Source organism: Streptomyces physcomitrii (genome assembly GCF_012273655.1).
GTDB classification, from domain to species: Bacteria; Actinomycetota; Actinomycetes; order Streptomycetales; family Streptomycetaceae; genus Streptomyces; species Streptomyces physcomitrii.
On the sequence record NZ_JAAWWP010000022.1, the window covers coordinates 45,222 to 58,398 of the forward strand.

10 protein-coding genes and 1 pseudogene are annotated in these 13,177 nt (G+C 72.5%); all 11 read right to left on the reverse strand.

Going from position 1 to position 13,177, the window contains the following annotated elements:
• Positions 1-62: 62 nt before the first annotated feature.
• Positions 63-938 (reverse strand): AraC family transcriptional regulator, encoded by an 876-nt coding sequence (locus HFV08_RS26920; RefSeq protein ID WP_168543057.1) that lies wholly within the window; start codon positions 936-938, stop codon positions 63-65.
• A gap of 165 nt (positions 939-1,103) precedes the next feature.
• A pseudogene (locus HFV08_RS26925) lies at positions 1,104-1,406 on the reverse strand (ArsB/NhaD family transporter); the annotation flags it as partial.
• 242 nt (positions 1,407-1,648) lie between these two features.
• Positions 1,649-3,160, reverse strand: coding sequence for an Asp-tRNA(Asn)/Glu-tRNA(Gln) amidotransferase subunit GatB (gene gatB / locus HFV08_RS26930; RefSeq protein ID WP_168543058.1), 1,512 nt, complete (start codon positions 3,158-3,160; stop codon positions 1,649-1,651).
• The gene (locus HFV08_RS26935; RefSeq protein ID WP_168543059.1) at positions 3,157-3,750 is read right to left on the reverse strand and encodes a DUF4276 family protein; all 594 of its coding nucleotides are present in this window, start codon (positions 3,748-3,750) and stop codon (positions 3,157-3,159) included. Before HFV08_RS26935 ends, gatB begins: the two co-directional genes overlap by 4 nt.
• On the reverse strand, positions 3,747-4,988 hold the full coding sequence (locus tag HFV08_RS26940; RefSeq protein WP_168543060.1) for an AAA family ATPase: 1,242 nt from the start codon (positions 4,986-4,988) through the stop codon (positions 3,747-3,749). Before HFV08_RS26940 ends, HFV08_RS26935 begins: the two co-directional genes overlap by 4 nt.
• A gap of 87 nt (positions 4,989-5,075) precedes the next feature.
• A complete protein-coding gene (locus HFV08_RS26945; RefSeq protein ID WP_040247992.1) occupies positions 5,076-5,309 on the reverse strand; it encodes a hypothetical protein in 234 nt (77 codons plus the stop codon).
• A gap of 5 nt (positions 5,310-5,314) precedes the next feature.
• Positions 5,315-6,826 (reverse strand): Asp-tRNA(Asn)/Glu-tRNA(Gln) amidotransferase subunit GatA, encoded by a 1,512-nt coding sequence (gene gatA / locus HFV08_RS26950; RefSeq protein ID WP_376770733.1) that lies wholly within the window; start codon positions 6,824-6,826, stop codon positions 5,315-5,317.
• A gap of 4 nt (positions 6,827-6,830) precedes the next feature.
• Complete coding sequence (gene gatC, locus HFV08_RS26955; RefSeq protein WP_040247996.1) at positions 6,831-7,127, reverse strand: Asp-tRNA(Asn)/Glu-tRNA(Gln) amidotransferase subunit GatC; 297 nt, start codon at positions 7,125-7,127, stop codon at positions 6,831-6,833.
• A gap of 312 nt (positions 7,128-7,439) precedes the next feature.
• Positions 7,440-9,647, reverse strand: a complete 2,208-nt coding sequence (locus HFV08_RS26960) for a putative bifunctional diguanylate cyclase/phosphodiesterase (protein ID WP_168543061.1) — start codon at positions 9,645-9,647, stop codon at positions 7,440-7,442.
• A gap of 259 nt (positions 9,648-9,906) precedes the next feature.
• Positions 9,907-12,072 carry an NAD-dependent DNA ligase LigA gene (gene ligA, locus HFV08_RS26965; RefSeq protein WP_168543099.1) on the reverse strand — a complete coding sequence of 722 codons (2,166 nt, stop codon included), beginning with the start codon at positions 12,070-12,072 and terminating at the stop codon, positions 9,907-9,909.
• Between the two features lie 39 nt (positions 12,073-12,111).
• Positions 12,112-13,149 (reverse strand): methionine synthase, encoded by a 1,038-nt coding sequence (locus HFV08_RS26970; protein WP_168543100.1) that lies wholly within the window; start codon positions 13,147-13,149, stop codon positions 12,112-12,114.
• Positions 13,150-13,177: the final 28 nt, after the last annotated feature.

The following is a 13,177-nucleotide window of genomic DNA, read 5'->3' on the forward strand; positions in this document are numbered from 1 at the left end:
GGTGCCCTCCCAACCGGCGCGCGGCGCACGGCACTTGCCGGTACCCGCCGCCTCAACACCGCTCAGGCGAGGGCGTCGGGGATGTGCTCCACCGGGATCCACACCTGGGCGTCCGCCTCCTTGCCGTCCGCCGAGAGCTTCGTCCAGGAGAGTTCGGGGCCGGGCCTGCTGCGGTACGGGTTGGCCGGGAACCACTGGGTGAAGATGTCCCGCCAGAGGTACTGGACCGCCTCCGGGAAGGCGCCGGAGCTCTCGAAGACCGCCCAGCTGCCGCCCGCGACGGTACGGGTCTCCATGCCCTCGGGGGCGTCGGCGTGGGTCAACACCCCGTGGAAATAGTCGATTTCGGTGCCCTCCTCCCGGCCCGCGGAGAGCTTGTCGACGGCCGCGACGATCCCCTCGGGCTCCTGGTCGGAAAGTTCCGCCAGGCGGTCGAGGGTCTCCCGGCCGATGCTCCGCACAAAGGCGACGATGGCCGGATTCATCCCCTCGTGGACCAAGGGGACCTGGGTCCCCCGGCCCACCATCCGGAAGGCGTCCTTCTCCACGATCCGATACCGCATGCTGCTGCTCCCTTCGACGGTGAGGCGGAAGGAGAGCCGGGGCTGCGACTGCAGAGCGGCACCCGTGCGGCGGGCCTCGCCGGGGCCGACCCCGTGCATCGCGCGGAAGGCGCGGGCGAAGGCCTCCGCCGAGCCGTAGCCGTACCGCACCGCGATGTCGAGGAGCGTCCGCTCGCCCGCGAGCACCTCGGCGCCCGCGACGGTCAGCCGGCGGCGGCGTACGTACTCCGAGAGCGGCAGACCCGCGAGGGCCGAGAACATCCGCCGGAAGTGGTACTCCGAGGTGACGGCGATCCGTGCGAGACGGGCCGCGTCGGTCCTCTCACCGAGGTGGCGCTCGATGTCCTCCATGGCCTCGTTGAGCTGCTCCAGCACCGTGGCTCTCCTTGTCCTGCTGCTGTTGTGCTGCCCTCACGTTAGGAAGAGCGGGGGCTCCCGGACCCGACATCCGGTGCCCGCTGCGATCGGCCCTCAGGTCTCGGACCGGGTCCCGGGTTGCGGGTTCTGGGTTCCGGGTCCCGGGTCCCGGTTTCCGGGCCGTCAGAAGATCCGCAGACCCGCCCGCAGGATGAGGGTCGAGACGAACAGGGTGGGCGGGACGGTCAGCAGGCCGAGCCGGGTGAACTCGCCGAGGCGGGGCATCGCCGCCGGGTCGCCGTGCTCGTGCAGGATGCGGCGCCACAGCAGGGTCGCGAGGGATCCGGCGTAGGTGAGGTCGGGGCCGAGGTTCACGCCGATCAGGGCGGCGAGCAGCGGGCCGGGGCCCGCCGGGCCGAGGACCGGGAGCAGCGCGAGTAGGGCGGGCAGATTGTTGATGAGGTTGGCCAGGACAGCGGCCAGGGCGGGTGTCGGCGTCGTCCGGGACGACGGTCACAGGCGGTCCGGGGTGGCCGTCGGGCGTCCGGGACGACGGTCGGGCAGTCGGGCAGTCCGGGGTGGCGGCCCTTCAGGACTGCCGGTCCCTCAGGACTGCTGCCGGTCCGTCAGGGGAGGGCGTCCGGCGAAGGGGGCGGCGCACCGGTCTGGTGCGCCGCCCCCTTCGGGTGACTGGTCCGGCGGGTGAGCGGTCCGGACGGTGCCGGGTGTCAGCCCTCGACGCCGAGCTGCGCGAGGATCAGTTCCTTCACGCGGGCGGCGTCCGCCTGGCCGCGGGTCGCCTTCATCACGGCGCCGACCAGGGCGCCCGCCGCCTGCACCTTGCCGCCGCGGATCTTGTCGGCGATGCCCGGGTTGGCGGCGATGGCCTCCTCGACCGCGGTGGTCAGCGCGCCCTCGTCGGAGACGACCTTGAGGCCGCGCTTGTCGACGACCTCGTCCGGGGTGCCCTCACCGGCGAGTACGCCCTCGATGACCTGGCGGGCCAGCTTGTCGTTGAGGTCGCCCGCGGCCACCAGGGCGGTCACCCGGGCGACCTGCTCCGGGGTGATCGGCAGGGCGTCGAGCGGGCGGCCGGTCTCGTTGGCGTGCCGGGCCAGCTCGCCCATCCACCACTTGCGGGCCTGGTCGGCGGGGGCGCCCGCCTCGATGGTGGCGACGATCGGGTCGATGGCACCGGCGTTGAGGATCGACTGCATGTCGTGGGCGCCGACGCCCCACTCCTCGCGGAGCCGGTTGCGGCGGGCCAGCGGCTGCTCGGGCAGGCCCGTGCGCAGCTCCTCGACCCACTCACGCGGGGGCGCGACGGGCACCAGGTCGGGCTCCGGGAAGTACCGGTAGTCCTCGGCGTTGTCCTTGATCCGGCCGGAGGTGGTGGAGCCGTCCTCCTCGTGGAAGTGGCGGGTCTCCTGGACGATGGTGCCGCCGGTGGAGAGCACCGCGGCGTGCCGCTGGATCTCGAAGCGGGCCGCGCGCTCCACCGAACGCAGCGAGTTGACGTTCTTGGTCTCGGAGCGGGTGCCGAACTCCGTGGTGCCGTTCGGCCGCAGCGAGAGGTTCACATCGCAGCGCATCTGGCCCTTGTCCATCCGGGCCTCCGAGACGCCGAGCGCCTTGATCAGCTCGCGCAGCTCGGCGACGTAGGCCCTGGCGACCTCCGGGGCCCGCTCCCCCGCGCCCTCGATCGGCTTGGTGACGATCTCGATGAGCGGGATACCGGCGCGGTTGTAGTCGAGCAGGGAGTGCGAGGCGCCGTGGATGCGGCCGGTGGCGCCGCCGACGTGGGTGGACTTGCCGGTGTCCTCCTCCATGTGGGCGCGCTCGATCTCCACCCGGAAGACCTCGCCGTCCTCCAGCTGGACGTCCAGATAGCCGTCGAAGGCGATCGGCTCGTCGTACTGGGAGGTCTGGAAGTTCTTCGGCATGTCCGGGTAGAAGTAGTTCTTCCGCGCGAAGCGGCACCACTCGGCGATCTCGCAGTGCAGCGCGAGCCCGATCTTGATCGCGGACTCGACGCCGGTCGCGTTGACCACCGGCAGCGAACCGGGCAGCCCCAGGCAGGTCGGACAGGTCTGCGAGTTGGGCTCCGCACCGAGCTCGGTGGAGCAGCCGCAGAACATCTTGGTCCTGGTGCCGAGTTCGACATGGACCTCCAGGCCCATGACGGGGTCGTACGACTCGAGGGCCTCGTCGTAGGACACCAGGTCGGTCGTGACGGTCACAGGAAGTGCAACTCCTTCAGGGCGGCTGTGAGATCGGCGCACCACTGCTGGTACGCGGGGAGTCTGCGGAGGCGGGCGAGGTCGGCACGCTCGCCGAGATACTGGGCGAGCTGGCGGGTGTCCCGGCCTCGCAGGATACGGGAGAGCAGGGCCTTCGGGTCGGGGACCTTCTCGGCCTCGTGCGGGGAGGAGGGAATCAGCGCGCGGTCGGCGCCGGGGAGGGAGGCGAGGAGGGGACCGTCCGCCAGGAGCCATGCCTCCGTCTCCCGGATCGGCACGGTGGGGACGATGCGGCAGCCGGGCGGGAGTGCGACGCCGGAGCGGACCTTGTCGATCTTCGCGCGCTCGCGGTGGTCGTTGTGGATGAGCAGGAGGTCCCGGTCGGTGGCCAGGTCGGCCACCAGTCGGCACACCTGCTCGTGGAGGCTGCGGGCGGTACTGCAGTCCGCGGTCACCGGCCACTCGTCGACGTCGAACGGCTCCGGCAGCCCGGCCGCCATCGCCTGCAGCTGCCGCGTCGCGAGCGGACGGAAGAAGGCCTCGTCCTCGGGCCCCTCGACGAACAGCGCGAAGGTCAGATAGCGGCTCACAGGCTTCCCGCCGTCGCGGACTCCAGATACCTGCGCACCTCGTACGGGCCGACGAAGGTGCCGCGCCGACCGGACTCGGCGAGCGGACGCACCCGGGTGTGCCGGGAGGCCACCTCGCCCCCGCCGACCCGGACGACCGTGTCCACGAAGCGGATGTCGCCGGTGTGCTCCGGGTAGACCGCGGAGAGGACCACGGGAGAGTGGGTGGTGACGATGATCTGCTGCAGGGCGTCCACGCCCGAACAGCGCCGGAGCCGGTCCACGAGTTCTCTGACCTGACCGGGGTGCAGGCCGTTCTCGACGTCCTCGATCATCAGCGTCGCGCACGTGCCCGGCCGGTGCGCCGCGCGCCCCTCCCGGAGCGGACCGCTCACCCCGTCGTGGGCAGCGGTCAGCAGGGCCAGCGCGTGCAGGGTTCCGTCCGAGGCGAGGCGGACGGGGATGGGGGTGCCGTCGCGGTAGACCAGGTCGAGTTCCCAGGTGCCGTCGTGCTCGTTGGGCCGGGGCAGCAGTTCCACCAGGCCCGGCAGGACGGCCGAGGTGTCGGCTCGCAGCAGCAGTGCACGCCGGGCGCGCTCCTCGTCGGGCTTCTGCTCTCCCCCGGCCAGGAGACGCCCGAGTACGGCGGCCAGATTGCCCGCGTCGGGTGCGATCCGGGTGTCGTCGGCGAGGTCGGGGGCCTTGCGCGCGGCGGAGGGCCGCGGGACCAGCCGGTCCCAGGCGCAGGAACGCCACACCTCGACCAAGGAGTACGGGACCTCCGCGTTCGCGCGGATCTCCTCCTGGAGCCGGCTGGCGAGACCCCAGTACGACGGTGCCTCGGTCAGGGGGCGCACGCTCGCCGTGAGGGAGGGACTCCCCCGCTCCTGCGGCCGGTGCACCGCCGCGTCCAGCCGCAGGTGCAGCAGCCCGTACTCGGGGTCGACGTGCAGGAAGCACACCGTGAGGCGCAGCCGGTCCGCGACCGTTCCGTCCCCGTACCGGTGGAAGAGGTCGAGGATCCGGCCCCTGCGGTCACCGCCCGGCCGGAGGCCGCCCCGCCAGGTGTGATGACCGGGCGGGCCCTGCTCGACGTCGAGATGACGGCTGTCGGTGAGCACCTGCGCGGCGAGATCCACCGCCTCGAGCAGATTGCTCTTGCCGGAGCCGTTCTGGCCCACGAGCACCGTGAACGGGGCGAGGTCCACCGCGACCTCGCGGAACGAGCGGAAGCCCTCGATCTCCAGTCGCGTGATCACCGTGTCACCTCCTCTCCGTACCGGCGATGTCCGCGTGGACGACGGCCGGGGGCCCGAGCGATGCCGGGCCCCCGGAAAGCCGGGGCCTCAGCCCAGCAGCACGTCGTCGTCGCCCAGGCGCTTCAGTTCGCGGTACAGGATCGCGAGGCCGGTGACGATGGCCGCGGCCGAGACCGCGGCGTCGACGAGTCGCAGGGTGTCGTTGTCCTCGCGGGCCAGCTTGGCCTGCTTGACGACGCTCAGCGCGCCGAAGGCCGTGGTGGCCATCGACAGGTAGGCGCCGGACTTGGACTTCTTGAAGTTCTTAGCCTTCTTGGCCATTGCGCTCACAGTGACGGAGCCTCCTCGAGAAGCGGGTGCCCCCAGCGTTCCACGAATGCGGCCTCGACAGCGGCACCGACCTTGTACAGGCGGTCGTCCTTCGTGGCGGGGGCGATGATCTGGAGCCCGACCGGCAGGTTGTCCTCCGGCGCGAGGCCGCAGGGCAGGGACATCGCGGCGTTGCCCGCGAGGTTGGACGGGATGGTGCACAGGTCCATCAGGTACATCGCCATCGGGTCGTCCACCCGCTCCCCGATCGGGAAGGCGGTGGTGGGCGTCGTCGGCGAGACGATCACGTCGACCTGGTCGAAGGCCTGCTGGAACTCCCGGGTGATCAGCGTGCGCACCTTCTGGGCGCTGCCGTAGTACGCGTCGTAGTACCCGGAACTGAGCGCGTACGTGCCGAGGATGATGCGGCGCTTGACCTCGGCGCCGAAGCCGGCCTCGCGGGTCAGCGCGGTGACGTCCTCGGCGGAGCGGGTGCCGTCGTCGCCGACCCGCAGCCCGTAGCGCATGGCGTCGAAGCGGGCCAGGTTGGAGGAGCACTCCGACGGCGCGATCAGGTAGTAGGCGGAGAGGCCGAGCGTGAAGGACGGGCAGTCCAACTCGACGATCTCGGCGCCCAGTTCCTTCAGCAGGGCCACCGACTCGTCGAAGCGCTGGAGCACTCCGGCCTGGTAGCCCTCGCCGCGGAACTGCTTCACGACGCCGACCCGCATGCCCGCGACGCTGCCGTTGCGCGCGGCCTCGACGACCGGCGGCACCGGGGCGTCGATGGAGGTCGAGTCGAGTGGGTCGTGCCCGGCGATCGCCTCGTGCAGCAGGGCCGCGTCGAGGACCGTACGGGCACAGGGGCCGCCCTGGTCCAGGGAGCTGGAGAAGGCGACCATGCCGTAGCGGGAGACGCCGCCGTAGGTGGGCTTGACGCCGACCGTGCCGGTGACCGCGGCGGGCTGGCGGATGGAGCCGCCGGTGTCGGTGCCCATGGCGAGCGGGGCCTGGAAGGAGGCGAGCGCCGCGCTGGAGCCGCCGCCGGAGCCGCCGGGGATGCGGGTGAGGTCCCAGGGGTTGCCGGTCGGTCCGTAGGCGCTGTTCTCGGTGGAGGACCCCATGGCGAACTCGTCCATGTTGGTCTTGCCGAGGATGACGACGTCGGCGGCCTTCAGCTTCCGGGTGACCGTGGAGTCGTAGGGCGCGATCCAGCCCTCGAGGATCTTCGAACCGACGGTGGTGGGCATGTCGGTGGTGGTGAAGATGTCCTTCAGCGCCAGCGGCACCCCGGCCAGCGGGCCGAGCTTCTCGCCGCGCGCCCGCTTCTCGTCGACGGCGCGGGCCTGCGCGAGCGCGCCCTCGCGGTCGAGGTGCAGATAGGCGTGGACCTTCTCGTCCACGGCGCCGGTACGGGCGAGATGGGCCTCGGTGACCTCGACGGCGGTCAGCTCGCCGGAGGCGATCTTCCCGGCGATCTCGGCGGCCGTCAGGCGGATGATGCGCTGGTTCTTCTCGTGGTCGCTCACGTTCTCAGTCCTCCCCCAGGATCTGCGGCACCTTGAAACGCTGCTGCTCCTGGGCCGGTGCGCCGGAGAGCGCCTGCTCGGGGGTGAGCGAGGGACGGACCTCGTCCGGGCGCATGACGTTCGTCAGCGGCAGCGGATGGGAGGTCGGCGGTACGTCTTGGCCGGCGACCTCGGAGACACGGGCTACCGCGCCGATGATGTCGTCGAGCTGGCCCGCGAAGTGCTCCAGTTCTTCGGGCTTCAGCTCCAGACGCGCCAGCCGGGCGAGGTGGGCGACCTCCTCGCGCGTGATGCCAGGCATGCAGCGATCCTCTGATGGGTGAGTGGTGTGTGGGGCAATCCTATGGGGCGGGGCGGGGTGCCTGTGCAACGCAGGGCGGGGGGTGGGGGGGATGGGGAGGGGCGGGGCGGGGGCTGGGGTGACGGGTGACAACTAACAGGTGACAGATGACGGATGACAGATATCGATATCCGTCATCTGTCACCTGTGATCCGTCAGCCGCCGCCCGCCACCGCCCGCGACTTCCCCCGCTCACTCACCACACCCGCTGCTCCCACTACCGCTCCCACCCCACCAACCCGTCAACCCGTCAACCCGTCAACCCACCAACCCCTACTGCACCACATGCCCCGGCACCTGCCCCGGCGCCTTCGCCCCCGCGGCGTCAGCCGGGGTCTCGGGCTCGCGGGCGACCGGGTGGCGCTGCCAGCCGTGGGCGCCGCGGGCCCGCAGCCAGTCGGTGGTCTCGTCGGCGGGCATGGCGGCGGCGACCAGCCAGCCCTGCACCGCGTCGCAGCCGAGGTCGCGCAGCCGCTCCCAGGTCTCGTCGTCCTCGACGCCCTCGGCGACCACCAGCAGTCCGAGCGAGTGGGCGAGGTCGAGGGTGCAGCGGACGATCTCGGCGTCCTCGGCGTCGATGGCGAGCCGGGCCACGAAGGAGCGGTCGATCTTCAGCTCGCTGACCGGCAGCCGCCGCAGGTGGACCAGGGAGGAGTAGCCGGTGCCGAAGTCGTCCAGGGACATCTTGACGCCGTGCCCGGTGAGCCCGGCGAGGGTGTCGGCGGCGCGCTGCGGATCCTCCAGGAGGACGTGCTCGGTGATCTCCAGCTGGAGGGAGCCCGCGGGGACCCCGTGCCGGGCGAGCCGGGCGGCCACCGAGCCCGCGAAGCCGGGGGTGTGCACATCGCGCGGCGAGACGTTGACGGCGACGGGGACGAACAGGCCCTGGGCGCGCCAGGCGGCGACCTGGGCGAGGGCGGTGTCGAGCACGTACTCGGTGAGGTGCGGCATCAGGCCGGAGGACTCGGCGATGGCGATGAACTCGTCCGGGGGCACGCTCCCGCGCTCCGGGTGCACCCAGCGGACCAGCGCCTCAAGACCCGCCACCTGTCCGTCGAAGCGGACCTTGGGCTGGTAGTGCAGGGCGACTTCGCGGGCGTCGAGGGCGCGGCGCAGGTCGCCGAGGAGGCCGAGCCGGTCGGGGGTGTTGGAGTCCCGCTTGGACTCGTACACCTCGACGCCGGTGCGGTCGCGCTTGGCCTGGTACATGGCGACGTCCGCCCGGCGCAGCAGTCCCTCCGCGTCGGCGGCGTGGTCCGGGAAGACGGCGAGCCCGGCGCTGGCCTCCAGGACGAGGGTGAGCCCGTCGAGGTCGAGCGGGGAGCCGAGGGCGGCGACGACGGAGCGGGCGATCCGGGTGGCGGAGGTGGTGGAGTCGGCGACCGGCAGCAGTACCGCGAACTCGTCGCCGCCGAGCCGGGCCGCCTCGGCGCCGCCGGGGAGCGCGAGCCGCAGCCGGTCGGCGATCTGGAGCAGCAGCCGGTCGCCGGCGAGGTGGCCGAGGGTGTCGTTGACCGCGCGGAAGCGGTCCAGGTCGATGAGTAAGAGCGCGCTGCGGGCGCCGAGGCGTTCGGCCTCGTCGAGCGCGGCCCAGGTGCGTTCGAGCAGCCAGGCCCGGTTGGGGAGCCCGGTGAGCGGGTCGCGCAGTTGTTCCTCGGCGCGGGCGTGGGCGATCCACAGGGTGGAGTCGAGGGCGATCAGCGGGACGGCGAACAGCGGCAGGAGCACGGGCCGGGCGACGGCGACCACGCAGATCAGCGGGGCGATGCCGAGCAGGGCGGTGGCGACGACGCCCTGCCGGGTCAGGGTGGCGCGCAGCGGGTTGGTGAGCTCTCCGCCGCCGGGCATCCGCACCGCCCACAGGATGCCGCGGGTGACGGCGAGGTAGGCGACCGCGACCAGGACGAGCAGCGGCACGGTCAGGGTGTCCCAGCCCGCGGGGTCCCAGGGGGTCTCGACGGCGGGCACCCGGCCGAAGGCCCACAGCAGCAGGCCGCCGACCGCGATGCCGAGGATGTCGGCCGCGCCCTGGACCAGGCTCTGGCCCCAGTGCTGGTGGCGGGCGAGGGCGACCAGGACGACCACCGCGAGGCTGACCATCCCGGCGGGCGCCCAGCCGTAGAGCAGGAGCACCGCGAGGGTGAGCGCGGCGCCCGAACCGGTCGCGCCCCACCAGCGGTTGCGGCCGAGGGCGACCCGGTGCCCGACGAGGGTGCCGGTGAGCACGGCGAGGGCCCAGCCGGTGGTGCCGCCGGGGAAGAGGGCGTGGCCGCCGTGGAAGGCGCGGAGGATTCCGGCGCCGAGGACGGCGGCGGCGAGCAGCAGGACCGCGAGCGGGAGTGCAGCGCGAAGTCCGGTGCGGGGTACGCCGGTTGACGCGGCGGATGGTCGGTAGGGCCCCTCGGTGCGCGGGTGGGGGCGTTCGGATTCCGGGCGGCGCCGCAGCCACGAGTACGGGGCGGCGCTCTCGGTGGGTTCCATTCCCGTCCCTCTCACAGCCGGCGGTGCCCTCGCCACACGGTCCGTTCGGGTCGGCGGCACCTGTCGGCGCGTCAGGGCTGCCCGGCCCAGCGTCTCACTTCCCGCCGCGCCAACGGAGCCACGGCAGGCGCACACGTCAACAGTAGGCCTCCGAACGCATTCACGGGCAGCGGTCGCGGACGGTTGCCCGAATACAGTCCGGTCACCCGTATCACTCTGGTACGCGCGCTACGGGTGACCTCCGACTGTGTGATTCCCCCTACTCCTCCGCGGGAAGCGCGGCCTCGGCCGCGGCTTTGGGCCCCTCGGTCAGCAGGACGGCGAATCCGGCCTCGTCGAGCACCGGGACCTTCAGCTGCATCGCCTTGTCGTACTTGGATCCCGGGCTGTCCCCGACGACCACGAAGGCGGTCTTCTTGGAGACGGATCCGGTCACCTTGGCGCCCTGTTCCTGGAGGGCTTCCTTGGCTCCGTCGCGGGTGTGCGAGGCCAGCGTGCCGGTGACCACCACGGTCAGGCCCGCCAGCGGGCGGGGGCCCTCCTCCTCGCCGGAGCCCTCCTCCTCCATCCGGACGCCTGCTTCGCGCCACTTGCGCAGGATCTCGCGGTGCCAGTCCTCGGCGAACCACTGCTTGAGCGAGGCGGCGATGATCCCGCCCACGCCCTCGGTGTCGGCCAGCTCCTCCTCGGTGGCCTGTTCGATACGGTCGATCGACCGGAACTCGCGGGCCAGCGCCTCCGCGGCGACCGGTCCGACGTGCCGGATGGAGAGTCCGGTCAGCACCCGGGCGAGCGGGCGGGCCTTGGCGGCGGCGATGTTCTCCAGCATGGCGAGGGCGTTCTTCTTCGCCTCGCCCTGCTGGTTGGCGAAGACCGTGACGACCTTCTCCTCGCCGGTCTTGGGGTCCCGCTTGGGCAGTCCGCTGTCCTGGTCGAGGACGTACGCCTTGATCGGGAGGAGCTGGTCGACGGTGAGGCCGAAGAGGTCGCCCTCGTCGGTGAGCGGCGGGGTGGCGGGCTCCAGGGGTCTGGTGAGCGCGGCCGCGGCGACATAGCCGAAGTGCTCGATGTCGAAGGACTTGCGGCCGCCGAGGTAGAACAGCCGCTCCCGCAACTGGGCGGGGCAGGTGCGGGCGTTGGGGCAGCGCAGGTCGACGTCGCCCTCCTTCATGGCCCGCAGCGCGGTGCCGCACTCGGGGCACTCGGCCGGCATCACGAAGGCGTGCTCGCTGCCGTCCCGCAGGTCGGCGACCGGCCCGAGGATCTCCGGGATGACGTCACCGGCCTTGCGCAGCACCACGGTGTCGCCGATCAGTACGCCCTTGGCCTTGACGACGTCCTGGTTGTGCAGGGTGGCGAACTCGACCTCGGAGCCCGCCACGGTGACCGGCTCGACCTGCGCGTAGGGCGTCACGCGCCCGGTGCGGCCGACCCCCACCCGGATGTTGACCAGCTTGGTGTTGACCTCCTCCGGCGCGTACTTCCAGGCGATGGCCCAGCGCGGGGCGCGGGAGGTGGAGCCGAGGCGGCCCTGGAGCGGGATCTCGTCGAGCTTGACGACGACGCCGTCGATCTCGTGCTCCACGGAGTGCCGGTTCTCCCCGAAGTGGGCGATGAACTCCCGCACTCCGTCGAGGGAGTCGACGACCTTGTTGTGCCGGGCGGTGGGCAGCCCCCACTCGTGGAGCAGCGCGTAGGCCTCGGACAGGCGGGTCAGCTCCAGGCCCTCGTGGGCGCCGATGCCGTGCACCACCATGTGCAGCGGGAGGGTGGCGGTCACCCTCGGGTCCTTCTGGCGCAGCGAGCCGGAGGCGGAGTTGCGCGGGTTGGCGTAGGGCTTCTCGCCCGCCTCGACCCGGCGGGCGTTCAGCTCCTGGAAGGCCTCCATCGGGAAGTAGACCTCGCCGCGGATCTCCACCAGGTCGGGGACGCGCTCGCCGTGCAGGCGGTGCGGGATCTCCGCGATGGTGCGCACATTGGGGGTGATGTCCTCGCCGGTGCGGCCGTCGCCGCGGGTGGCCGCCCGGGTGAGCCTGCCCCCTTCGTAGGTGAGGTTGACCGCGAGCCCGTCGACCTTCAGCTCGCACAGGAAGTGGTGCGCGCCGCCCTCCAGGTCCTTGGCCACGCGCTCGGCCCAGGTGGCGAGTTCGGCATCGTCGAAGGCGTTGTCCAGGGAGAGCATGCGCCGGCGGTGCTGGACCGCGGTCAGCTCGGTCTCGTAGGCGCCGGAGACCTTCTGGGTCGGGGAGTCGGGGGTGCGCAGACCCGGGTGCTCCTCCTCCAGGGCCTCCAGGCGGCGCATCAGGGTATCGAACTCCGCGTCGGAGACGACGGGCTGGTCCTTTACGTAGTACCGGAAGCGGTGCTCCTCGATCTGCTCGGCGAGCTGCGCGTGCTGCTCCCGTGCCTCGGCGGGCACATCCATGGGCTGTGCTTGCTGGCCGGCCACCGTCTAGTCCTCCCGTTACTCAGGGTTGTCCGCGAGAGATCTCGCCGCCCGGACGCAGTGGGCGAGCGCCTGGCGCGCGTACGCCGGGGAGGCCCCCGCGAGTCCGCAGGCGGGGGTCACCACGACGGCGCGCGCGAGCAGGCCCGGGTCGAGCCCCAGCCTGCGCCACAACGTCCTGACCCCCCTGACGCTACCGGCCGGGTCTGACAATGCGGTCGCCCCGGACTCCGACACGGGCCCCTGCGCGGGCACCACCCCGGCGAGGAGCCGGGTGCCGCTCTCGACCGCCTCACCGAGCGTCTCGTCGTCACGTTCGGTGAGCAGGGCGGCGTCGAAGGAGACGGCGGCGGCGCCCGCGCGGCGCAGCAGCGCGAAGGGGACGTCCGGCGCGCAGGAGTGCACCGCCACCCGCCCCGGGGTGTGGACGCCGATCACCTCGCGCAGGGTGCCCTCGACCAGCTGGCGGTCGACCGCGCGGTGGGTGCGGTAGCCGCTCGCGGTACGCACCTGCCCGCGCAGCACCGCGGTCAGCGAGGGCTCGTCGAGCTGGAGCACCAACTCGGCGCCGGGGACGCGGCGTCGCACCTCCGCGAGGTGGCCGCGCAGCCCCTCGGCGAGGGAGGCCGCGAGGTCCCGGCAGGCGCCGGGGTCGGAGAGCGCCGCCTCGCCGCCGCGCAGCTCCAGGGCGGCGGCCAGCGTCCAGGGCCCGACGGCCTGCACCTTCAGCGGCCCCTGGTAGCCCTGGGTGAACTCCTCCAGGGCGTCGAGGTCCTCGCCGAGCCAGGAGCGGGCCCGGCGGGTGTCGGCGCCGGGGTGGTCACCGATCCGCCAGCCGCTCGGCTCGACCCGGGCGTACAGCTCGACCAGGAGGCCCGCGGTCCGGCCGATCATGTCGGCTCCGGGGCCCCGGGCGGGCAGTTCGGGCAGGTGCGGCATGCCCCGGCCGGACTCGAAACTACCGGTCACGGTCTTGGCCGCCTCCCGGGCGTCGCCGCCGGGCAGGGATCCGATGCCGGTGGCGGGGACCACCGGGAACTCGTTCTTCTCGCTCACGCTCACGCCCGAAGCGTACGTAACCCCG